General features: G+C 64.4%; 24 protein-coding genes. 7 read left to right on the top strand and 17 right to left on the bottom strand.

Going from position 1 to position 22,694, the window contains the following annotated elements; genetic code table 11:
• Positions 1-17 precede the first annotated feature (17 nt).
• Entirely contained in the window at positions 18-1,094 is a 1,077-nt protein-coding gene (locus CUJ90_RS29550; RefSeq protein WP_073432113.1) for a porin, read from the top strand.
• 118 nt (positions 1,095-1,212) lie between these two features.
• Here CUJ90_RS29550 and rhaS read toward each other — a convergent pair whose 3' ends face one another.
• The 6 genes from rhaS to rhaM form a co-directional block, all read right to left on the bottom strand.
• Complete coding sequence (rhaS, locus tag CUJ90_RS29545) at positions 1,213-2,220, bottom strand: rhamnose ABC transporter substrate-binding protein (protein ID WP_073432112.1); 1,008 nt, start codon at positions 2,218-2,220, stop codon at positions 1,213-1,215.
• A gap of 56 nt (positions 2,221-2,276) precedes the next feature.
• On the bottom strand, positions 2,277-3,290 hold the full coding sequence (locus tag CUJ90_RS29540) for an ABC transporter permease (protein ID WP_114164480.1): 1,014 nt from the start codon (positions 3,288-3,290) through the stop codon (positions 2,277-2,279).
• The gene (locus CUJ90_RS29535; RefSeq protein WP_073432110.1) at positions 3,283-4,341 is read right to left on the bottom strand and encodes an ABC transporter permease; all 1,059 of its coding nucleotides are present in this window, start codon (positions 4,339-4,341) and stop codon (positions 3,283-3,285) included. Before CUJ90_RS29535 ends, CUJ90_RS29540 begins: the two co-directional genes overlap by 8 nt.
• Positions 4,338-5,867: a sugar ABC transporter ATP-binding protein gene (locus CUJ90_RS29530; protein ID WP_114164479.1), complete on the bottom strand. Its 1,530-nt coding sequence runs from the start codon at positions 5,865-5,867 to the stop codon at positions 4,338-4,340. Before CUJ90_RS29530 ends, CUJ90_RS29535 begins: the two co-directional genes overlap by 4 nt.
• Before the next feature lie 66 nt (positions 5,868-5,933).
• A complete protein-coding gene (locus CUJ90_RS29525) occupies positions 5,934-6,827 on the bottom strand; it encodes an amidohydrolase family protein (RefSeq protein ID WP_114164478.1) in 894 nt (297 codons plus the stop codon).
• Positions 6,828-6,909: 82 nt separating this feature from the next.
• Positions 6,910-7,233, bottom strand: coding sequence for an L-rhamnose mutarotase (gene rhaM / locus CUJ90_RS29520; RefSeq protein WP_114164477.1), 324 nt, complete (start codon positions 7,231-7,233; stop codon positions 6,910-6,912).
• Positions 7,234-7,368: 135 nt separating this feature from the next.
• Between rhaM and CUJ90_RS29515 the strand changes: the two genes are divergently transcribed.
• Entirely contained in the window at positions 7,369-8,367 is a 999-nt protein-coding gene (locus CUJ90_RS29515) for a LysR family transcriptional regulator (protein WP_114164476.1), read from the top strand.
• A 37-nt stretch (positions 8,368-8,404) separates the two neighbouring features.
• Here the strand turns inward: CUJ90_RS29515 and CUJ90_RS29510 are convergent, their stop codons facing one another.
• The 8 genes from CUJ90_RS29510 to CUJ90_RS33065 all read right to left on the bottom strand — a co-directional run bounded on the left by CUJ90_RS29510 (position 8,405) and on the right by CUJ90_RS33065 (position 15,769).
• Positions 8,405-9,187: an L-rhamnose 1-dehydrogenase Lra1 gene (locus CUJ90_RS29510; RefSeq protein WP_114164475.1), complete on the bottom strand. Its 783-nt coding sequence runs from the start codon at positions 9,185-9,187 to the stop codon at positions 8,405-8,407.
• A gap of 50 nt (positions 9,188-9,237) precedes the next feature.
• A complete protein-coding gene (rhmD, locus tag CUJ90_RS29505) occupies positions 9,238-10,416 on the bottom strand; it encodes an L-rhamnonate dehydratase (RefSeq protein ID WP_114164474.1) in 1,179 nt (392 codons plus the stop codon).
• Positions 10,417-10,464: 48 nt separating this feature from the next.
• The gene (locus tag CUJ90_RS29500) at positions 10,465-11,793 is read right to left on the bottom strand and encodes an MFS transporter (protein WP_073432103.1); all 1,329 of its coding nucleotides are present in this window, start codon (positions 11,791-11,793) and stop codon (positions 10,465-10,467) included.
• 85 nt (positions 11,794-11,878) lie between these two features.
• Complete coding sequence (locus CUJ90_RS29495) at positions 11,879-12,631, bottom strand: SDR family NAD(P)-dependent oxidoreductase (protein WP_114164473.1); 753 nt, start codon at positions 12,629-12,631, stop codon at positions 11,879-11,881.
• Between the two features lie 255 nt (positions 12,632-12,886).
• Complete coding sequence (locus CUJ90_RS29490; protein ID WP_244220071.1) at positions 12,887-13,321, bottom strand: lysozyme inhibitor LprI family protein; 435 nt, start codon at positions 13,319-13,321, stop codon at positions 12,887-12,889.
• A 42-nt stretch (positions 13,322-13,363) separates the two neighbouring features.
• Positions 13,364-14,620 carry an MFS transporter gene (locus CUJ90_RS29485; protein ID WP_114164471.1) on the bottom strand — a complete coding sequence of 419 codons (1,257 nt, stop codon included), beginning with the start codon at positions 14,618-14,620 and terminating at the stop codon, positions 13,364-13,366.
• A 278-nt stretch (positions 14,621-14,898) separates the two neighbouring features.
• Complete coding sequence (locus CUJ90_RS29480; RefSeq protein ID WP_114164470.1) at positions 14,899-15,198, bottom strand: hypothetical protein; 300 nt, start codon at positions 15,196-15,198, stop codon at positions 14,899-14,901.
• A gap of 433 nt (positions 15,199-15,631) precedes the next feature.
• Positions 15,632-15,769 carry a hypothetical protein gene (locus CUJ90_RS33065; protein ID WP_208645267.1) on the bottom strand — a complete coding sequence of 46 codons (138 nt, stop codon included), beginning with the start codon at positions 15,767-15,769 and terminating at the stop codon, positions 15,632-15,634.
• Positions 15,770-15,962: 193 nt separating this feature from the next.
• On the opposite strand from CUJ90_RS33065, the gene CUJ90_RS29475 reads away from it, so the two are divergent.
• Positions 15,963-16,289, top strand: a complete 327-nt coding sequence (locus CUJ90_RS29475; protein WP_073432099.1) for an H-NS histone family protein — start codon at positions 15,963-15,965, stop codon at positions 16,287-16,289.
• Positions 16,290-16,310: 21 nt separating this feature from the next.
• Here the strand turns inward: CUJ90_RS29475 and CUJ90_RS29470 are convergent, their stop codons facing one another.
• From CUJ90_RS29470 to CUJ90_RS29460, 3 genes are all read right to left on the bottom strand, one after another.
• Positions 16,311-16,823 carry an arsenate reductase/protein-tyrosine-phosphatase family protein gene (locus CUJ90_RS29470; protein ID WP_073432098.1) on the bottom strand — a complete coding sequence of 171 codons (513 nt, stop codon included), beginning with the start codon at positions 16,821-16,823 and terminating at the stop codon, positions 16,311-16,313.
• A 224-nt stretch (positions 16,824-17,047) separates the two neighbouring features.
• On the bottom strand, positions 17,048-17,317 hold the full coding sequence (locus CUJ90_RS29465) for a hypothetical protein (RefSeq protein WP_114164469.1): 270 nt from the start codon (positions 17,315-17,317) through the stop codon (positions 17,048-17,050).
• Positions 17,318-17,446: 129 nt separating this feature from the next.
• Positions 17,447-18,133: a J domain-containing protein gene (locus CUJ90_RS29460; protein ID WP_083086411.1), complete on the bottom strand. Its 687-nt coding sequence runs from the start codon at positions 18,131-18,133 to the stop codon at positions 17,447-17,449.
• Positions 18,134-18,593: 460 nt separating this feature from the next.
• On the opposite strand from CUJ90_RS29460, the gene CUJ90_RS29455 reads away from it, so the two are divergent.
• The 4 genes from CUJ90_RS29455 to iaaH all read left to right on the top strand — a co-directional run bounded on the left by CUJ90_RS29455 (position 18,594) and on the right by iaaH (position 22,687).
• Positions 18,594-19,256: an NADPH-dependent FMN reductase gene (locus CUJ90_RS29455; protein ID WP_083086328.1), complete on the top strand. Its 663-nt coding sequence runs from the start codon at positions 18,594-18,596 to the stop codon at positions 19,254-19,256.
• 574 nt (positions 19,257-19,830) lie between these two features.
• Entirely contained in the window at positions 19,831-20,046 is a 216-nt protein-coding gene (locus CUJ90_RS29445) for a transcriptional regulator (protein WP_073432095.1), read from the top strand.
• A gap of 252 nt (positions 20,047-20,298) precedes the next feature.
• Positions 20,299-21,219: a ferritin-like domain-containing protein gene (locus CUJ90_RS29440; RefSeq protein ID WP_114164467.1), complete on the top strand. Its 921-nt coding sequence runs from the start codon at positions 20,299-20,301 to the stop codon at positions 21,217-21,219.
• Between the two features lie 13 nt (positions 21,220-21,232).
• Positions 21,233-22,687, top strand: coding sequence for an indoleacetamide hydrolase (gene iaaH / locus CUJ90_RS29435; protein ID WP_073432093.1), 1,455 nt, complete (start codon positions 21,233-21,235; stop codon positions 22,685-22,687).
• Positions 22,688-22,694 lie beyond the last annotated feature (7 nt).

The raw sequence follows: 22,694 nt of genomic DNA, 5'->3' as shown, positions 1-22,694 counted from the left end.
ACCACAGGAGACTCTTGATGAAGTGGAGCATGAAGAAAGCAACCCTCGGCGCAACGTGCATGGGACTCGCCGGTTTCGCGGCGAGCGCGCAGGCGCAATCTAGCGTGACTTTGTATGGGATCGTCGATGCGGGCATCGAATATGTGAATCATGCGAGTGCGGACGGCAGCGCGACGCGCCTCGTGTCGGGCGGCAAGAACACCTCGCGCTGGGGCCTGCGCGGTGTCGAGGACCTCGGCGGCGGACTGAAGGCGGTGTTCCAGTTGGAGAGCGGCATCAACATCGCCAACGGCCAGTTCGACGACAGCGGCGGCGCGATCTTCGACCGCCGCGCGACGATCGGCCTGAAAAACCGCTTCGGGCAGATCACGCTCGGCCGCAATTTCACGACCACCTACGACTACATGTTGCAGTTCGACCCGATGGGTTACGCGCCGAACTACTCGTGGGCAAGCTCATCCACCGCGACGGGTGGGCGTAAAGACGGTTTGTTCTCGCGCTCGTCCAACGCCGTGCGTTACGACGGCACGTTCTCCGGCTTCAAGTTCGGCGCGATGTACGGCTTCGGCAACGTGCCGGGCAGCATGAAGTCGAGTTCCAAATACGACTTCGCGCTCGGCTACGAGACCGGTCCGTTCGCCGCCGTCGTCACCTTCGACAGGCAGAACGGCGCGAACGACAGCGTGACCCCCGCGGATACCACGAACTACATTCAAGGCATTCATGCGGGCTTGAGCTACGACTTCGGGCCGGTCAAGGCGATGGCCGGATATCGCAACTACCGCCGCACGTTCCACACCGCCACGCCGACCTTGCGCAGCGACATGTACTGGCTCGGCGGCCAATACGAGGTGACGCCGTTCTTCTCGCTGTTTGCCGCGGTCTATCATCAGAACATCAAGGACGGCAGCGACGCCGATCCGACGCTGTTCTCGCTGCGCGCGCAGTACGCGCTCTCGAAGCGCACCGTGCTGTATCTGGCGGGCGGCTATGCAATGGCGAAGCATGACAACGCGGTTAGCCTGTCGCGCGATCTGACCGGCGCGGCGGATACGCAAGCGGGTGTCACGGCGGGTCTTCAGCACCGTTTCTAAGGCGGTTCGACGCTTGGAAACAGAACGAGGCGCGCGGGCGGTTCATCGCCCGACGCGCCTCGCCCGTTTCATGGCGCCGCGCGCAGCTCATGACGTCGCGCGCGGCGCACGTTGCCGCTCAGAAGTTGAAGTTGTCGATATTGCTCGAATCGAACGTGGTCGGCGGTCCGAGAATGATTTCGCCTTGCGGGCCAATCGTGCGCTTGCCGAGCTTGCCCGCGTCGAACGACTCGCCCTCCTTACCCGTGATCGCGCCGGAAGCGAGGCTCGCCGCCGCATAGCCGGCCAGATAGCCGAGCTGGTTCGGGTCCCACAACTGGAACGCCTTGACCGTGCCGTTCTTGACGAACGCGCGCATCTGGTTCGGCGTGCCCAGGCCCGTCACCGCCACCTTGCCCTTGCTCGACGACGACGAGATATAGCGCGCCGCCGCCGCGATGCCGACCGTGGTCGGCGCGACGATCGCCTTCAGGTTCGGATACGCCTGCAACAAGCCTTGCGTTTCGACGAACGACTTCTGATCGTCGTCGTTGCCGTAGGCGATTTTCACGAGCTTGATCTTCGAATACTCGGGCTTCTTCAACTCCTCCTGCATCCACTTGATCCACGTGTTCTGATTGGTTGCGTTGGGCGTGGCCGACAGCACCGCGAACTCGCCCTCGCCGCCGATCAGCTTCGACACGAGCTGAATCTGCCCGCGGCCGATGCCCTCCGCATTCGCCTGATTGACGAACAATTGCCGGCCCTCGGGCGCGGTGTCCGAATCGAAGGTCACGACCTTGATGCCTTGCGACATCGCTTTCTTCAGATACGGCACCACCGCGTTGGCGTCGTTGGCGGCGATCACGATCGCGTCCTGGCGCTGCGTGATGAGCGTATTGATGTATTGCACCTGCGACGACGCGCCCGCGTCCGACGGACCCACCACCTTGCCCACGCCGCCGAACTCCTTGATCGCGGCCATGCCGCCGTCGTCGGCTATTACTTCGTAGGGATTGTTGATCTGCTTCGGCACGAACGCGATCTTCAGGCCGTTTTTCAGGCCGGCGGCCGAGGCTGCGCAACTGATCGCCACGAGCGCCACGCAAAGCGCGGCCGTGCCGGTGTGACGTAGAGGTTTGAACATGAAGTGTCTCCTGCCTTGTTGTTGGACGTGGTGGTGTCCGGGTTGTCGATCTGACGTTATAAGGAAGCGGACTTCGCGATGAAACGCCGGTCGCGCGCCGCGCGCCAGCGGGCGACCAGATTGGGAATCAGCACCGAGGCCAGCAGCAGCGCGCCGGTGACGATCGTCAGCGTTTCGCTCGATACGTCGTCGAGCGTGAGCGCATTTTTCAGCACGCCGATGATCAGCAGCGACAACAGCACGCCGATCATCGAGCCGCGTCCGCCGAAAATGCTCACGCCGCCGAACAGCACCGCCGCGATCACCGACAACTCGAAGCCCTCGCCGTTGTCGCCACGCGCGCTGGTGAAACGCAGCGTATAGACGACGCCCGCCAACGCGCTCATCGCGCCGGACAGCACGAACAGGCGCAGCCTGATCCTCGCCACTTCGATGCCGGAAAACGCCGCTGCCGTGGGATTCGCGCCGATCGCATAGAGACTGCGGCCGAACGCGGTGGCTTGCAGCAGCACCGTGAACAACACCGCGCCGACGATCACGATCACGAACGGCAACGGTATGAAGGTCGAGCCGAGCGTTTCCATGCCGAAGGCCGTATAGCCAGGCGGGAGGTCCGCGACCGCCTGGTCGCCGAGCAGCACGTAAGCGAGGCCGCGAAACAGCGCGAGCGTGCCGATCGTGACCGCGAGCGAAGGCAGACTGAGCTTCACGATCACGAGGCCGTTCAGCCAGCCGGCCAGCGCGCCGGCAATCAGCACCAGCGCGATCACGAGCGGCATGGGCAGGCCCATGTGCCATAGCACGCCCATCAACGCGCTGGACGCGCCCAATACCGACGCCACCGAAAGATCGATTTCCGCGGCGACGATGATGAGCGTCATCGGCAGCGCCATCAACGCGATCTCGGTCAGGTCGGCCAATACGTTGCCCAGATTCGCGCCGGTGAGAAACACCGGCGACAACCACCGCCCGAGTCCGAGCGACAACATCAGCACGATCACCAGCAAGACTTCCCATTGCAGCGGCGTTTCGCGTTTGCGCGTGAGCAGCGCGGAATCCGGTTTAGCCATGATCGCGTTTCCTCATCATGCGTTTGGCGACGGAGCGGGCCAGCAAGGTATCGGCGGTGATCGCCGCGACGATCAGCGCGCCCTCGATGGCCTGCTCCCAGAATGGCGACACGTGCAGCACGACGAGCGCGATGCTGATCACGCCCAGCACCAGCGCGCCGAGCGTCGCACCGAGTATCGTGCCGACCCCGCCGGTAATCGCCACGCTGCCGACCACCGCCGCCGCGACCACCTGCAGTTCGATGCCTTTCGCGGTGCTCGCGTCGACGGTGCCGAAACGCGCGAGCCACAGCGCGCCCGCGAAGCCGGCAATCGCGCCGGAGAGCAGAAATCCCGCCATCACGCGGCGCTCGACGTTCACGCCGGCGAGTCGCGCGGCCTCGGGATTGGAGCCGATCGCATAGTGTTCGCGGCCGCCGCGAAACTGCTTGAGGTACACGGCGAGGCCGGCCAGCACGACGAGCGCGATCAGCGCGAGCGTCGGAATGCCGAGCCACGTGCCGGTCGCGAGACCGGAGAACGACTCGGGCAGACTGGTGGCGTTGATCTGCCCGCCGTGCACCCACGCGTAGTCCGCGCCGCGAAAGATGTATAGCGTGGAGAGCGTCGCCACCAGCGAGGGCACGCGCCCCACCGCCACCAGCAGCGCATTGATGCCGCCGGCCACGAGGCCGATCGCGAGTCCGGCGGCCAATGCGACCAGCACCGGCATATGCGGAAACGCGACGTACAGACTGCCGACCGCATACGCGCTGACGCCGACCGTCGAACCCACCGAGAGATCGATGTGCCGCATCAGGATCACCACCGTCATGCCGGCCGTCAACAGGCTGATGATCGACACGTTGAGCAGCACGTCGCGCAGATTCTGCAGATTGAGGAACTGCGGTTTTGCGAGCGCCGTGCCCACGATCAGCAGAATCAGCACGACGAAGAGGGTCGTTTCGCGGCTCTTCGCGACGCCCGCAACGAAGCCGCCCGGCGCGTTGGTTGAGCGCTTTGCCACCGGCGCCTGCACGGGCGCGGGATGAGTCGATGAATGGCGCATCATGCGGCGTGCCCCAACGGTGGAACCGGTTGGCCGAGCGCGGCGCCCATGATGCGTTCCTCGTCGGCTTCGGCGCGCGCTATCTCCGCGCTGATTCGCCCTTCGTGCATCACCAGCACGCGGTCGGCCATGCCGAGCACTTCGGGCAATTCACTCGAAATCATCAGCACGGCCATGCCCTCGCGCACCAGTTCGGCCAGCGCGCCATACACCTCGGCCTTCGCGCCGACGTCGATGCCGCGCGTGGGTTCGTCGATGATCAGCACTTTCGGCCCGGTTGCGAGCCACTTGCCGAGCACCACCTTCTGCTGATTGCCGCCCGACAGCGTGCCGACCGGCGCGTCGGGGTCGCCCGCTTTCAGACGCAAGCGCGTGCCCCATTGATTCGCGAGTTGCGTCTCGCTGCGCGTGGAGATGAGGCCATGTTTGACGAGCCGGCCGAGCACCGTCATCGACGCATTGCGCGCGATGCTCAGTTCCAGCGCGAGCCCCTGCTGCCGACGATCTTCCGGCACCAGCGCGAGGCCGGCGCGCACCGCCGCGGCCGGACTGCCCGCCTTGAGTGGCTGGCCGCCGATCCAGATCTCGCCCGAATCGAGCGGATCGATGCCGAAGATCGCCCGCGCGACTTCGCTGCGCCCCGCGCCCACCAGACCGGCCAGCGCGACGATCTCGCCGGCGCGCACGTCGAAGGAAATGTCCTTGAAGACGCCCACGCGCGTGAGGCCGCGCACCGACAGGCGCACGTCGCCCGGCGGCAGATCGGCTTTCGGATAGAACGTCTCCAGATCGCGCCCCACCATCTTCGTGACGATTGCCTCGGTGGTGAGATCGGCGGTGAAGCCGTCGAACACCTTTGCGCCGTCGCGCATGATCGTGACGCGCTGCGTCAGCGCGAAGACTTCGTCGAGCCTGTGCGTGATGAAGAGAATCGCCACATCGCGCTCGCGCAGCTTGCGCACGATCGCGAAGAGCCGTTCCACTTCGGGCAACGAGAGCGCGGCGGTGGGCTCGTCCATGATCAGCACGTTGGCGTTCAGCGACAAGGCCTTGGCGATTTCGATCACCTGCTGATCGGCAATCGACAAGCCGCGCACCAGTTGATCCGCGCGCAGATCCACGCCGAGCGACGCCAGCAAACCGTCGACCTCGCGGCGCATCGCGTCGTATCGAATGCGGCCGATCCGATCGACCGGCTGCCGTCCCATGAAAATGTTCTCCGCGATCGACAGATCGAAGAACAGCGTCGGCTCCTGGTAGATCACCGCAAGACCCGCGTCGCGCGCCTCGGCGGGCGTCGCGAAACGGCGCGCCACGCCGTCCACCAGCAGCTCGCCGCTATCCGGCTGATGCACGCCCGCGAGAATCTTGACGAGCGTCGATTTGCCCGCGCCGTTTTCGCCGAGCAGCGCATGCACTTCGCCCGGCCATAGCGCGAGGTCGCCGTCCGACAACGCGCGGACCCGGCCGAATGATTTACTCGCGTGCCGCAGTTCGAGCCTGGGCACGGCGGATAGGGGTTGCTGCACTGCTTGTCTCCTTTCTTTTTGGCTTCTATTCGCTTGCTGCGGTTTTAATGCGGTTTTCGTGCGGCCTCAGATGCGGTAGAAGCGCTCCGCATTACGGCAAAACAGCGCTTCTTTCTCGGCGACGCTCGCACCCTCGACGATCGCCGCATAGGCGTGCCATAGATCCGTGTAAGAGCCGAACAGACGATCGACGGGGAAATTCGACGCGAACATCGCGCGCTCGACGCCGAACGTGTCGATCGTTTCAAGCACGTAAGGCCGCAGGCTTTCGACAGTCCATCGATGATCGAACATCGCAAGCCCGCTGATTTTCACCGCGATGTTCCGACAGCCGGCCAGCAGGCGCATGCCGTCGCGCCACGCGCGATAACCGGCCACGCTGCCGCGATCCACGAACATGCCCGCATGATTGACGATGAACAGCGTGTCGCCGTGCGCGCGCGCCAGCGCGGCGGCTTCTTCCATTTGCGACGGATAGAGTTGCAGATCGAACGACATGCCGTATCGGCGCAGCAAGGCGAAGTGCTCGCGCCATTGCGGCTCGCGCATGAAATGACGGCCGACGTAATCGAACAGCCTGTTCTCGTGCACGTTCAGTATCTGCCGTATGCCGCGCGTGTTGGCGAACGACGCGTGCGCTTCGAGCACGGCGGGCGCGTTCGCCGCCGAGAGATCCACGGCGGCCACGATCGCATTCGGCATGCCGCGCGATTCCTTGCGATCCGCGATGGACTGCAACCAGCGGGTCTCCTCGACCGGATCGGCGGGATCGTGATTCGCCTCGACGTGCACCAGTTTCAGCACCTCGATATCGCCCGCCTCGCCGAGCAGGTCGTCGAGCAGATAGTCGTGCTTCAACGCGCGCGCGTCGCCGACGAACGACACGCCGGGGTTTTCCAGCCACGGATAGCGATGCGTCTTCAGATCCCACAGATGGATATGCGAATCGACAACCTGCATGCGACACTCTCCGCCGTGTTGTTGGCCCTGCATTGGCCTTGCATTGGCCTTGCGTTAGCCTTGCGTTGGCAAGTCAGCAACGTCAATTCATTGAACTCAAACGGAAGACCGGTTCGAGCGGCTGTTGAAGCGGTGTATGGTCCGGCGCGGCCTGCATGATCTCGGCCATGTACTCCCACCATTTGCGCATCACGTCGAGTTGCGGCAACTCGTTCATCGTGTGATTCGTGGTGCGCGTGAGAATGGCGAAGAGATGATTCGACTCCGCGTCGAAGAAAATCCGGTACTCGCGCACGCCGGCGTTGTGCAACGCGTCAACCAGTTCGGGCCAGATTTGCGCGTGGCGTCGTTCGTATTCCTCGCGCATGCCGGGGTTGAGCACCATGCGGAAAGCGATTGTTTCCATGCCTGTCTTCCCTCGAAGGCGGGCATCTTCCCGCCGAAACGTGCAAGCACCCGATGCGACTATAATTCCTGCGTCGATAGCATCTCAATCCGTTGTTGGGATTGGGCGATCCACAAACCGAATCGCACCGGAACCATGAGCCAACACGCAGCCACCGTCGCCCTCGTCAATCGGCTCAAGTTCAAGCACCTCGCCCTGCTCGTCGCGCTCGACGACGCCCGCAATCTCCATCAAGCCGCCGAAGCGGTCAACGTCGCGCAGCCCAGCGCGAGCCGCATGCTCGGCGACATCGAGGAAGCGTTCGGCTTCCTGCTGTTCGAGCGCAACGCGCGCGGCATGACGCCCACGCCGCTCGGCGTGGTCACATTGGCCTACGCGCGGCGCGCGCTCGCCGAGTTGACCCGTTTCGCCGAAGACCTCGACGTGAAGCGCCGCGGCGGCCATGGACAGTTGACCGTCGGCGCGATCATGGGCGCCGCGCCCGATCTGCTCGCGATGGCGGTTGCCGCGCTGAAAACCGAAAGCCCCTTGCTCAACGTGCGCATTCTCGGCGAAACCAGCGACCAGGTCGTGCAATTGCTGCATCGCCGCGAGGTCGACCTCGCGCTCGGACGGCTGACCAGTCCGCTGCAGCACAACGATTTCAGTTTCGAGCCGCTCGCGCGCGAAACCTTGCTGCTCGTCGTGCGTTCGGTGCATCCGCTCGCGCAGCGCACGCGCGTCACGCTGCGCGAACTGATCGACTGGCCGTGGGTGGCGCAACCGGTTACGAGCCCGGCGCGCGTGTTGTTCGAAGAAGAACTCGCGCGCGCGGGACTCGCGACGCCGGTGAACCTGACCGAATGCGCGTCGATCTTCGCGACGCTGCAATTGCTTGAAAACTACGATGCGGTGGCGATGCTGCCGGAGTCGGTCGTGCGCGATCATGTGCGCGGCAAATTGCTGGTCGCATTGCCGCTCGAAATCGGCAAGAGCCTCTCCGGCTTCGGCATTCTCACGCGCAAGGAAGAACCCCTCGCCCAACCGGCGCTGCGTTTCATCGACCTGTTGCGCGGCTTCTCGCGCAAGCTCGCACGCGACGATTCCGCGCCGTCCGCGGCGGCCCCCGCCAGCGCGCCGGCTACGACTCATTGAATTCGGCATCGCGCGTTATTTCAACGTTATTTCAGCGTCATTGCAGGTTGACGAACAGGCCGCCGTCCACCAGCAAGGCCGCGCCCGTCACATAGCGCGCGCGGTCGGAGGCGAGAAACACCACGCAATCGGCGACGTCTTCCGGGCGGCCCAGGCGGCCGAGCGGAATGCGCTTTTCGAAGTAGGCTTTTTTCGCTTCGTCGGCGAGGTCTTCCGCGTTCAGGTCGGTGGCGATGGTGCCCGGCATCACCGAATTGCAGCGAATGCCGTAGGGCCCCAACGCGACCGCGCACGATTGCATCAGCGAATGCACGCCCGCCTTGGTGGGCGTGTAATGCGTCTGCATGCCGCCGCCGACTAGCGCGCTGATCGAACTCGTCGCCACGATCGCGCCGCCCGTGCCCTGCGCCTTCATCTGCTGGGCGGCCGCCTGCGTGACATAGAAAGCGCCGTTCAGATTGACCGCCACCGTCGACTCCAACACTTCCGGCGGCATGTCGAGAAAGGCGTGAAACGGACAAATACCGGCGTTGCTCGCGAGCACGTCCACCTTGCCGAACGCTTCGACCGTATGGCGCACGAGCTCCCGACCGGTTTCGCGCACGGCCACGTTGCCTTCGATCGCAATCGCGCGCCGCCCCAGCGCCTCGATTTCGCCGACCACTTCCGAGACGGCGGAACGGCGCCCATACGATGCGTCGTTGTCGCCCCAGTAGTTGATCGCCACGTCCGCGCCTTCCGCCGCGCACGCGACGGCGATCGCGCGGCCGATGCCCCGCGAGCCGCCGGTGACGATCACGACCTTGTCCTTGAGCAGCACGTCACTCTCCTTTGCCTGGATCCATGGTGCGCGAGTGCGCCGCGCCGCGTTCAACGCGGGTACGGCCGCACCAGCTTGCATTCGGGATTGAGTCTCACGCCGAAGCCCGGCGTGTCCGGCACCTTCATTCGTCCATTCACGGGCACCGGTTCGTCGAGCAGCAGCGGCGTGAACATCGGCACGACCTGATCGGCTTTCGGCGCCATCATCAGAAACTCGGCGAACGGCGAGTTGTGCCGCGTGACGACGAAATGATAGCTATACACCGACGAACCGTGCGGCACCACCATCACATTATGCGCATCGGCCAGCGCGGAAATCTTGATCAACTCGGTGATGCCGCCGCACCAGCCCACGTCGGGCTGAATCAGATCGCAGCATTGCATTTCCAGCAGCATGCGAAAACCCCAGCGCGTCGCCTCGTGTTCGCCGGTGGATACCATCATGCCGCGCGGCACCTTGCGGCGCAGTTCGGCGTAACCCCAGTAGTCGTCGGGCGGCAGGCATTCCTCGATCCACTTCAGGCCGTATTCGTGCGCCGCTTGCGCGAGACGCGTCGCATACGGCACGTCGAGGCTCATCCAGCAGTCGACCATCAGCCAGAAGTCGTCGCCGACGCGGCTGCGCATCTCCGCCAGCTTCTCGATGTTCTGCCTGAGCCCTGCTTCGCCTTCAGCGGGACCATGCTGCAACGGCAGCTTGCCGCCGATGAAGCCCATCTCCTTCGCAAGATCGGGCCGCGCGCCGGTCGCATAGAACACGAGTTCGTCGCGCACCGGTCCGCCCAGCAGTTGATACACCGGCTCCTTGCGCACCTTCGCGAGCAGATCCCACAGCGCGAGGTCCACGCCCGAAATCGTATTCAGCACCACGCCCTTGCGGCCGTAGTACAACGTGGAGAAGTACATCTGATCCCACATCTTCTCGATGTCGGTAACGAGTTGCCCTTCGAGAAAACGCGCGAGATGCTTCTCGACGATGAACGCGCCGATCTCGCCGCCCGTCGTCACCGCGAAGCCGACCGTGCCGTCGCTCGCCTCGATCTCCACGACGAGCGTGCCGAGCACGTTGATGCCGAACGACTGGCGGCTCTGGCGATACTCGGGGTAACGCGCCATTGGCGTGGCAATGTGATCGTCGATCCAGTGTCCGCCGGGTTGGTCGTGATAGTCCGCACCGCCGCCGCGGACGATGAAGGCACGCACGTGCCGGATAGTGGGCATGGCCATGAAAGGGGCTCCGTGATTGATGCGTCGAACGTGCAACCCGAAATACGCCTAGCGGGCGCGGTGCAGTAAGTGTTGGAAAGCGCCGCTCGCCGGTGCGCCGTCGCGGCGCAGCAGCGTGCCGATCAGCAGCGCGGCCAGCAGACTCGACACGCCCAGCACGACGAGTCCCGCCGAGGTCGACGCAAACGCCCTTTCGGCCGCGGTACGCAAGCTCGGTGCAATGAAACCGCCGAGGCTGCCGAGCGAATTGATCAACGCGATGCCGCCTGCCGCCGCGGCGCCGGTGAGATAGCGCGTGGGGAACGTCCAGAACAGCGGTTGCGCCGCGATGAAACCGCTTGCCGCGCAGCACAGCGCGATGAGTCCGATCGACGGGTTAGGCGCGAGCCCCGACACGCCGATGCCGAGCCCCGCGACGATCAGCAGCGCGACTGCCCAGCGCCGATGACCGCCCGTGCGATCCGCGCGGCGCGGCACGTACCAGGTGACGGCGAGCGCGCACAGCCACGGCAATGCGGCGACGACGCCGACCCGCAAGCCGACCGTCGTGCCGAGCAACGCGGCCACCTGTTGCGGCAGATAGAAGATCACGCCGTACACGCTCATCTGGATCAGCAGATAGATCGCGGACAGCAATAACACGCGGCGGTCCACCAGCGCGGCGAGAATGCGATGCGGACCGTGCGCCGACGCGGCGCGCGCATCTTCGTCGAGCGCGTTGCGCAAACTCGTGCGTTCCCGTGCGTCGAGCCAACGCGCGTCTTCCGGGCGGTTGTCGAGATACCAGAACGCCCACACGCCGACCAGCGAGGCCAATACGCCTTCGACCAGAAAGAGCCACTGCCAGCCGGTCAGGCCCAGGGCGCCGTGCAATTCGAGCAACGAACCCGACAACGGACTGCCGAAAATGAACGCGAGCGGCGCACCGAAATAAAAGAGGCCGACAGCGCGAGCACGCGCCGCTTGCGGAAACCAGTGCGTCAGGTAATAGATCACGCCGGGAAAGAAACCCGCTTCGGCCACGCCGAGCAGAAAGCGCAGCGTATAGAACGCGGTGGGCGTATGCGCGAGACACATCGCCGCCGACACGAGCCCCCACGTCACCATGATGCGGCACATCCACGCTCGCGCGCCGACCCGGTGCAGCAGAAGATTGCTCGGCACCTCGAACAGCGCATAGCCGACGAAAAACACCCCCGCGCCGAATGCGAACGCCGCGTTCGACAAACCCGTATCGTGCTGCAACGCCTTCTGCGCGAAACCGATATTGGCGCGATCGAGAAACGCGAGGACGTACATCAGCAACAGAAACGGCAACAGCCGGCGCATGACCTTGCTGTTGATCGCCTCCAGTGAAACGGGCGCATGCGGGTTCATGTCGTCTCCTTCGCTGGGACGCGGCCAGCGGTTTTGGGCCTTTATATGCGCTGCTGCAATGAGGCTCGCAGGCGATGAGCGCGGCTCAGTAAGTGGCCCGGCCGCCCGACAGATCGAACACCGAGCCGGTGCTGAACGCGCAGTCTTCCGATGCCAGCCACAGAATCAGCGAGGCCGCTTCTTCCGGCAACAGAAAACGGTTCATCGGGATCTTCGAGAGCATGTAGTCGATATGCTGCTGCGACATCGAATCGAAAATTTCGGTTTTGGCCGCGGCGGGCGTGACCGCGTTGACGAGGATGTTCTTCGTCGCGAGTTCCTTGCCGAGCGATTTGGTCAGGCCGATCAGCCCCGCCTTGGAGGCGCTGTAGTGCGACGCGTTCGGGTTGCCTTCCTTGCCGGCCACCGAGGCGATATTCACGATCCGGCCATAGCCCTGCTCGAGCATGTGCGGCACGACCGCGCGGCAGGTGAGATACGGGCCGATCAGATTCACGTCGATCACGCGGCGCCACACGTCGGGCTCCAGTTCCCACGTGGCGCCGTTGCCGCCCGTGATGCCCGCGCAATTGATCAGCACGTCGATCGCGCCGTGCCCGGCGACGGTTTGCGTCACCGCCTGCGCGACGCTCGTTTCCTGCGTGAGTTCGACGGTGACGGCGGTGACCTTGCCCAGCTCGCTCAACTCGCGCTGGCTGCGCGCGAGACGTTCGGCGTCGATGTCCCAGAGGGCGACCGACGCCCCTGAGTTCAGCGCCCGTTGCGCCACCGCGTAGCCGATGCCGCGTGCGCCGCCGGTAATGGCGACGACGCGCCCCTCCAGATCGATTCGATTCATCGCTGTGCTCCTGTGGCACGCCGGGCGGCGTGCCTTCGCGTTGTTGTAGGTCTGCCGGCTGCTTACCGTTCAGCCAATATACGAGCGCGGCGATGCGATAACAATTCGAGTATTTGAAAGGGTGATAACAAAAGCGAATCGGGTGACGTGGGCAGCGCCACTATCGACGTGCGGCGCTCATGCCTTTTCGGCAAGCGAGGTCGCAACGGTTTGGATCGTCAACGTATAGGGCGGGCGCGTTGGCCGGGCAGTTCTCTAGAACGGTCCGCGGCTGGCGAGGTGAGCGTATTCATCCTTGAGCATTTGAATGCGGTGCCGATACGCCGCGACAAGACATGCCTCGTTCGCCCCGCATTTCTTGCGCACATTCAGCCATGCCTGCTGCTCGTCCTGCATGTTGCCGCGCGCGCCCATGGCAACGAGCCCCGTCAAGGTTTCGTAGCGAACGGTCATTTCGACGTCCAGTTCGCTCAGTTGCCGGGACGCGCATATCGCTTTTTCGTCAGGCAGACGCGCGTCGTTGCAGTCGAAGCCGGCAGCCATTGCGGGAACCGACGCCAGCGTGAACGCGGTAAGGAGCGCCACGCGCGCGAGCCGCCCGATGCCTCGTTCAATCTCGTGTTCAATGCCGTGATTGCGTTGCGGGTTCATCATTCTTCCTGGCATGGCCGGACAGATTGTCCTGTTCATGTTGACCGCGCCTGCCATGCGATGTTCCGCGCAACGCGCCGTTCACGACTGCCCGTCGGGACACGCCGGACATGCGATCGTCCCCGCGGCCGCCTTTCGCGCGCTTCCGCCGAAACTGGCCAGCGCGGCCAACCCCAGCAACGCGAGGCCGCTGCCGAACAGGAAGTCGACGGCAATGCCCACATGATCGACCACCATGCCGCCCACCAGCGACCCCAGCGCGATAGCGACCTGAATGATGCTGACGAACAGCGCCGAGCCCGCTTCCGGCGAATCCGGCGTGGCGCGTTGAATCCAGATGCTGAAGCACAGCGGCAGCGCGCCGAAGGCAATGCCCCACGCGAGCACGAGCGCCACGACGCCGAGCGGCGAATGCTGCAGCAGCGGCAGCGAGACCAGCGCGAACATCAGCAGCGCGATCATCACGCCCAGCGAAATTTTCAGGTTGCGCGTGACCGTCGACGACACGGCGAAGTTCGAGATGAATCCAATCATGCCGAAGCCGAGCAACAGCCAGGTGATGGTCGGCATCGTCAGATTGGCATTGCGCAACAGGAACGGCGTGATGTACGTGTATGAGGAAAAATGCGCGCCGAACACGAGCGCCACCATCAGCATGCTTTTACGCGGATGCGGCCGGCGCAGCAGCCCCACCAGATCGCGCAGGCGCAATGCCGCGCTCGACGGCAACGAAGGCACGAAGACGAACTGCGCCACCAGCGCGAGTGCGACGAGCACGCCGGTCGCCATGAACGAGGCGCGCCATGACGCGAAGCTGGCAATGAACGTGCCGAGCGGCACGCCGATGACGGTGGCGCACGTTACGCCGGTGAGGATCGTGGCCATGGCTTTCGCCGAGTCTTTCGGCCGCACGAGGCGGGCCGACGCGGCCGTGGCGAGCGTCCAGAAACCGCCCAACGCGGCGCCGAGCAATGCGCGGCCGATCAGCATGACAACAAAGCTCGGCGCAAAGGCCGAAATCAGATTCGACGCCAGCAGTAACGCGGTGAGTAACAGAAAGACTTGCCGGCGATCCATGCGCCCCGCCACCAGCATCAAACCGGGCGCGGAGATTGCGGCGATCACGCCGGGCACGGTGACCATCAAGCCAGCGGTGCCGGGCAATACACCCAGTTCCGCCGCGATGCGCGGCAAAAGTCCGACCGGCAGAAACTCCGTGGTGACGAACGCGAAAGCGCCGATTGCAACGGCCACGACCGCGAGCCACGAACGCAGGGACGACGCGGCCCCATCGTCGGACGAGGCGCTGCTCGCCGACAGGTTGTCTTCCATCAACATAGGATTGTTTGCGAGTTATTCAACAACGGGTGGAATTAGAGCGGCTTCACCTGACTAATCGATTCACGCACCGTAACCACGATTAAAAAAGCAGGCTCTTAATGGCCTGCCTGTGATTGCGATTCGGAAAATCAGCGGATGAAAACGAGAACGGAACACACCATAACATCGTATTAATTCGCCCGCTGACGACGCCGGAAAATCGCAGTCGGGGGTGGGGTTATTCGAAGGCGAGGCGCGAGACTTGCTCATCCCGCGCCTTGCTGCCTGCTGACGCTTTAGCGACCGAAATAGATCCTGCATTGCGAGCCGGAACCACACGGGCGGCTCTGTCCGCCGCCGGCTTCCGAACGGCCCGCGGCCACGCCGCCATATCCCACCGTTCCCGCGGCGGGCGTCGCGTTCTGCCCGGTGCCGCCGAGCGGCACATCGGTCGTGGCTTGCGCCGATTCGTTCGCGTCCTTCATCAGCATCTGGCCCGACGTACCGGCGCCCTGCTCGCCCTGGGCCGCACCGGCCGCTGTCGGCGCGAGAAAGAGAACGGCGCTTGCCAATGCCATCAATAGAGCTAGTTTCATGTCCAGACTCCCTGCAATCCGGCGCAGCAGTTCCCGTCCTCCACAAAGAATCGGTCTGTGAAAAAGCGCCTCGTGGCCCGATCGAGCCGGCGGGCGAATCAACCTGATACGTGACTGCTGCGGCGAGTCACCGAACTAAACGAGTGATTAGTTGCCACACCTGTAACCGATGTCGAACGCTTGCAGATAGTCGGAATCGGACACTCAGGCCGGCAACGCGAATTTTTGCTCCGCAATTTCGTTATAGATCGGCCAGCAAGGAATTCAATCCCGGCGGTCCCGGCCCCTGTCGGCATCTATTTGGTGCGATAGGCCGCACGCGAAAACAAAAACCGCGCGGCCGGCGTGCATTGCTTCAACAGTGCGTTATGATGCTGGCATAATGAAAAAAATCGGCGTTCGCGCCAAACCCGCCGGGAGACGGGCGCGGAGATCAAGCCGGCCGTTCGTTAATCAGTGCATCGTCAGCATCGTTTTCCAATTGCGCCGTGAGGCTCATCCAGCGTGATTGCCGCGCGGCGGAACCGGTGCGCTTGTCCATCCATTCACTGATTGGCATAGCCAGATTCATGGCGGCACGAGCGGACATTAGCCTTATGCGATTTCTTTTGAACGATGGTTTTTTAACGCTGCCAGTGGCATTTCCTTCGATCAATCACCTACCCGCGAGCCGGCCCCATTCAGATGGGTTCCACGCTTTCGCGGCTTTCCCTTGCAATCTGTAATTAACAGAACGCCGGACGCTTTAGAAGGACGAATATCTTATGGACGAAAGGAAGCGAGATAGCATGATTGCGTATCTCCGCCACCGCATGGAAGAGTTTGGTATCGAACCGGAAGACCTTGCCGCCGTGCTGGCCGCCGAGCCGGCAGCGCAAAAGGCCGAACGCTACCGGAGCGCCACGGGAGATAGCTGGGACGGCCAGGGTGAAATGCCCCAATGGCTCAAACAGGCAATCAGCGCGGGTCAATCAATCGACCACTTCGAAATGTCGGCCAAGCCGTCGCCCCCACCGCAATCGAAGAAAAGGGTGGACTGGCAAAACGACCCCTTCGCGGGCAGCCCGCTCGCGCGTTCGAATAACGGCTAAGCCGCCGGGTGGCCGGGGTTGTCATTGCGCCAGCAAAATGCCGCTGTCGCGCGCCGGCGCCTCGATGCGTGAGGCTGCTTCCCGCATCGGTGCGGCGTACTGCGGCAATGCAATGAATGCGCTCACTCGGCGCACGATCTGCCAGAACATCTTTTCGAACAGGCGGAGTCGCTGCGCGTCCGATACGCCGTCCACCAGCGGATCAGCAAGGGCCCAGTTCAAAAGCTCGGGTTCGCCGGGGAAAAGAGGCGCATGATGTCCGGCGACGCGCTCGTCCATGGCGATGACCAGATCCATCCGCGGCGCCCATTCGCCGGTGAACTCCAGCCAGCTTTTCGGGCTGAGCGCGCCGAGCTCAGAAATGCCGGGACGCAATTGCGCGAGCGCGAACGGATGAACCGCCGCGGCCGGCTCGGGCCCCGCGCTGAACGCATCGAATCGATGTCCCGCCAGTTCGCGCAGCAAAGCTTCGGCAATGATGCTGCGCGCTGAATTCTCGCGACAGAGAAACAGCACCTTATATTTTTTGGTCACGCTTACCCCGTACCCTTGGTCTTTTCGTGTTTTTAGTGTTTTCGTGTTCCTGCGCGCCACTGTACCGACCGAGTCTTGCGCCCTCGTGACACTACGATGTCTCGATTTTTGACGCCACGGGATTTTTACCAGGGTTTCGACTAGCTGTGCAAAAGGCAAGTCTCAGCGCGCGCGATCAGTCGCGCGTCATCAAAGGTCACCAAAGATCACCAAGGGGCTTCTCTTCAGACGGAAGCGTCGGTATCGGTTCCGCCTGATACGGTGCGGTTGGCGGCATCGGTTCCGCCTGATACGGTGCGGTTGGCGGCATCGGTTCCGCCTGATACGGTGCGGTTGGCGGCATCGGCGGCGGCGTCTGCCGCGGCTGCCGGCAAGGGCTCGAACAACATGGCCGCCGGCTGTTGATTGATCGCCTTGACGCCATTGGCGATGCCGGGCGCCGCCACGTAGGGAATGAACGCCGCGAGCGCGACCACAACGATGAAAGTGAACATGGCGGTTCGCCTCCCAGGACATTTTATTAATTCTAGAGTCCCGGATTCGAAGGCCGAAGGCCGCCTTCCATATCAATTCGGTCTATTTCTATCGCCTGACGGCCAGTGAATGAGCCGTGCATGGCCTCATCAAAACCGCAAGCCATTCAGGAACTGGAACCAGAGGCTGCCCAATGCGCCGGCCGGATGTGCGTCGCTGGCGGGTTCTTCGCGTTTGCCTTGATCGGCGCGGGGGCTTGCCGCTTCATGAGTCGTTGCAGCGTGCTTTTTCAACGAGGTGGCCGCGGCCTCGGTTTCGGCCTGAACCTCTTCGACACCCTCGGCCCGCTCAGCCTCGGCGGCGAGGTCCGCCTTTGCGGCCTCGCGCCGCGCCGCCTGCAAGGCCGCCACGCTGTCCGCGATCTGCGCGGCTCGCCGCGCCTCGCAGCGACGCCCCAGCAGCACGCCGAATAGCACGTCGCGATTGTGGCCTTCGTCGGCGAAACGCATGGCGAGCGAGACCATTTCCGCATACGCCGCTTCGTCGGCCGCGCGCGCCGCCGCCTCGCGTTTCGCTTGCGCCTCCTGCCGGCGTGCGCGCTGCGCTTCCCAGCCGCGCATCTGCTCGGCATAGACCGCGTCGTAGACCTTGCGCTGCGCGGCGTCGGAGAGGATCGCGTACGCGTCCTTGATGTCCTGGAAGGCGGCGCGCGCCACTTCTTCCGCGCCGCTGTTGCGATCGGGATGCCACTTCATCGCAGCCTTGCGATAGGCGCGCTTGATCTCTTCGTGGGTGGCGTGCATGGGCACGCCGAGCGTGTCATATAGGGTTGTCATCGCTTGCTCGACCTCGCCTGGAATCGCTTCGCGGAGCATCGTAGCATGCGAAAGACAGCCTTATCGTGAAGCGGCCGGCGTTCGGGCCGCGCAACATCCCAGGCAAAAAAAAGGCCTCGCCACTGACGCAGCGAGGCCCAATCCCATGTCAAGGAGATGTCATGGAGGAGACGATCCGATCATAGCCGCGCGTCGTCGCGCGCCCAAACAATCGTTCTCCCTATGCTTATTCGGTCTCGATGGAAGTGCATTGCAGCGCGCGTCGCGCCTGCCTTCCGGCGCTCGCGGCAGGGCCGTGAGCGTGTCGTAAGCCGCGCGGTTATATCGTTAGAACAAAAAGTCGCTTCGTTCGGCTGCCCGCGATCATTAACATGACACTTCAAAGTCCGGTTCGCCCCGGCCCGTCTGCGCGCAAGCCCGCGCCAGCGTACCGTGAGCCGCTACCGAAGGAGCGTTTTCGTTGACCAGTTTCAATCATCAGCGCCAGCCGCTCGTCGTCGGCATCGGCGGCACCACGCGCGCCGCCTCGTCCACCGAGCGCGCGCTCGGCTTCGCGTTGCGTGGCGCCGAGGCCGCCGGCGCTGACACCCGTCTGTTCGGCGGCACGTTCCTGCATAGCCTGCCTCACTACGCGCCGGAAAACCCGCAACGCACCGCCGAACAGCTCGAACTGATCGAAGCCGTGCGCCACGCGGATGCGCTGATCATCGCCACGCCCGGCTATCACGGCGGCGTATCCGGTCTCGTCAAGAACGCGCTCGACACACTGGAAGAACTGCGCGCCGACGAGCGTCCGTACCTGGATGGCCGCGCGATCGGCTGCATCGTCACCGCGTATGGCTGGCAGGCGGCCGGCTCGGTGCTGACGTCGCTACGCTCGATCGTCCACGCGTTGCGCGGCTGGCCGACGCCGTTCGGCGCCGGCATCAACACGCTGGAGACGCGGTTCGACACGGTCGATACCTGTTCCGATGCGAAGGTCGTCGATCAGCTCGCCACGGTCGGACAGCAGGCCGCGCAATTCGCGCTGGCGTTCAACGGGCATCGCACGCCGAGCGTGGCGGCGGTTGGCGGCGCGTCGATCAAGGAGGCGCAACCGGCTCGGTTGCTGCACGCGGTTTAGCGTCTTTTTTGCATGGCGTCGCGGCGCGGTGGGCCTCCGCGCTTGCGACCGGGCAATAGGCCTGGGCGTTTGCCTGGCCGCTTTCGTTGTTTCGCCCGTTCTCCGTTCTCCGTTCTCCGTTCTCCGTTCTCCGTTCTCCGCTCTCCGTTCTCCGCTCTCCGTTCTCCGTTCTCCGTTCTCCGCTCTCCGCTCTCCGCTCTCCGCTCTCCGTTCTCCGTTCTCCGTTCTCCGCTAACCGCTCTCCGCTCTTCCGTTCTCCGCTGTTCCGCTAACCGCTCGCCCGCTTCGAGCCCACCCGCAGACCGTTGCCGCCCTCGTTCTTCCACAACCACCGGTTCCACGCCACACCCCGCTCACCAGAACAGTGCGCCACACAACAGACCGTGCCCGCGCAACGCCGGATAGTGTCCAGAACCTCGCTGATTTGCTTACGACGAAACATTGGTTCACCCGCTGCGCGCCACGGCCTACGCTTGACCCTGTCCGCTGATTCAGCGGCCGCCCGACGCCACGCAACGGTGTCGCATGCGCCGGCATCCGGGCATCGCATGCGTGCACATTCACCGCCACGATCATGAACGCACATATCCGCTACAAGGGCTACGAAGTCGCACCGGCTGCGCAACAACTGCCCAATGGCCTGTTCGCCGCCAACCTGACCATCGAGAAAACCACCGCGAGCCACGGCCAGGCCTACTCGTTTGACGCGCTCGATTATTTCTTCGACGAGGAACACGCGCTCGCCTACGCATTCCGCTGGGGACGCATGTGGATCGATAACCACCAGTAGCGTCGGCGACCGCCGATAGCGGCGGCGATCCGCACACCGTGGCGCGGCAAGCGCAACCTGGCGCAATCGGGCGAGCGACCACCAAGCATGCGGCGGCAAACAGCGGCAAACAGCGGCAAACAGCGGCAAGCAGCGGCAAGCAGCGGCAAGCAGCGGCAAGCAGCGGCCCGCATTGCGTCACTCCGGCATCCTGTTTCAAGCGGTTGTGCCAGAATAGGCGACACATCGAGCTCGCTCTCTCTGTACGCCGCCATGTCCGACACACTGATAGAAGATGTTGCCGACGACCGCACCCTGCGCCATTGGACATTCACCGGCGCCGCCCGCGTGAAGTTCGGTTCAGAAGCGCACAAGCAGATGTTTTGCCGCATGCTGCTTGAAACCCACAACCCCTATAAACCAGCCGTACTCGAATGGCCAGCGCTCGAGCCGGACGCGCTCGAACGCCTGTGTTCACTGCCCATCTGGGACATCGCGGTGCAAACCGAAGGCCGCGCCTCGATCAACGTCCACACCTATGCCGCCCAAGTGAGCGACCCGCTGCTGCGCGAAGCGATCCGCATGGATGGCGACGAGGAAGCGCGCCACAAGCGCGTGCTCTCCAAACTGATCGCCGCTTACGGCATCGAGATCGCCCCCGAGCCGGCCTATCCGGCGCGCGACCCCGAGTGGGCGTGGATGCGCACGGGCTATAGCGAGTGCATCGACAGCTTCTTCGCGTTCGGGCTGTTTCGTTCGGCGCAGCAGTCCGGCTATTTTCCGGAGTCGCTCGTCGAGACCTTCGAGCCGGTGATTCAGGAAGAGGCGCGCCACATTCTGTTCTTCGCCAACTGGGTCGCATGGCATCGGCGCACCATGCCGCTGTGGCGCAGGCCGTGGCATGCGCTGCGCGTGCTGGCGATCTGGACCGTGCTGATCTGGGAGCGCGTGGCGATCGCCAAGGGTATCGACGCCAACGGCGTCGTGCACGATTCGAATTTTCTGCCGGCCAACAGCAGCGTGATCGGCGAGGCGCTGAACGCGCGCGAGATGATCGAACTATGCCTCGCGGAAAACGAGCGGCGCATGAGCGGCTACGATGCGAGACTGCTGCGTCCGAAGCTGGTGCCGGCGCTCGCACGCCTAGTGCTGCGCTTCATGAAATCCTCGCGCCGACCAGGCACGCCACCTTAAGGAGACGCAGGCCATGCCATGGACCGTCGATGCACAACTCGCGCTCACCGCCACCGAAGCCGTCGCCGCGATCCAGTCCGGCCGCCTCAGCGCCACCGACTATGCCGCCACGCTGCTCGCGCGCGCGGCGGCGCTCTCGAGCCTCAATGCGCTGACCGTGATCGATCTGGACGGCGCGCTGGCCGCCGCGCGGCGCATCGACGCATTGCCGGCATCGGAGAAAGCACGCTTGCCGCTCGCCGGCTTGCCGATCGTCGTGAAGGACAACATCCATACCGCGGGCTTGCAAACCTCGGCGGGCACGCCCGCACTCGAGCGCTTCGTGCCGAAGACGAACGCGCCGTCGGTGCAACGGCTCGTCGACGCCGGCGCGATCGTGCTCGGCAAGTCCAATATGCACGAGCTGGCGTTCGGCATCACGAGCACCAACCTCGCCCCGCATGCGGGCCCGGTGCGCAATCCCTACGATCCCTCGCTGATTCCGGGCGGCTCGTCGGGCGGCACCGCGGCGGCGATTGCCGCGCGCATCGTGCCCGCGGGTCTGGGCACCGACACCGGTGGCTCGACGCGCATTCCCGCCGCGCTGACGGGCACCGTGGGCTTTCGTCCGTCGGTCGGCAATGGCGGCGCCGAGCGGCGTTATCACGATCCGCTCGCCGTGGTGCCGATCAGCCACACGCGCGACACGGTCGGACCGATGGCGCGCACCGTCGCCGATATCGCCCTGCTCGACGGCGTCATCACCGGCGCCGGAGCGTTGCCGGCGCTGACGCTGAACGGCTTGCGCATCGGCTTGCCCGCGCCGCTTTGGGAAGGGCTCGAACGGCAGGTGGACGACGTGGCGCGCGCCGCGTTGAAGCGGCTGGAAGCGGCGGGCGTGGCGTTGGTGCCGCTTGCGATGAGCGAGCTGGAAGATCTGAACGCGAGGGTGGGCGGTCCCATCGCGATTCATGAACCGCGCGAGGACGTGCTGGCCTGGCTCATCGCCAACGACGCGCCGGTCAGGACGCTCGCCGACATGGCGGCCCGCATCGCGAGCCCGGACGTGCGGGCGATCTACGACGCCGTGCTCGACGACGCGCTCGGCGCACGCTACGACGCGGCGCTGAACCTGTGGCGTCCGCGCTTGCAGCAGTACATTGCCGCGACTTTCGCCGACGAGCATCTCGACGCGCTGCTGTTTCCCACCACCCGCCTCGCCGCGGTGCCGATCGACGAACTGAACGGTTCGTCGACGGTCTCGATCGACGGCTCCGCCCCCATCGACACCATGGACGCGTTCCTGCGCAATACCGATCCGGCCAGCACGTCCGGCATTCCCGGGCTTTCGCTCGCCGCGGGCATGACCGCGAGCGGCTTGCCGGTCGGCCTCGAACTGGATGGGCCGCTCGGCGAGGATCGCCGGCTGCTGGCGATCGGTGTCGCATTCGAACGGTTGCTCGGCGTGCTGCCGGCGCCGGTGCTGTAACGCCGAC

The sequence above is a fragment of the Paraburkholderia terricola genome (genome assembly GCF_003330825.1).
GTDB classification, from domain to species: Bacteria; Pseudomonadota; Gammaproteobacteria; order Burkholderiales; family Burkholderiaceae; genus Paraburkholderia; species Paraburkholderia terricola.
Note: the sequence above shows the minus strand (reverse complement) of the source record. Positions and strands in the feature narration are given on the sequence as shown.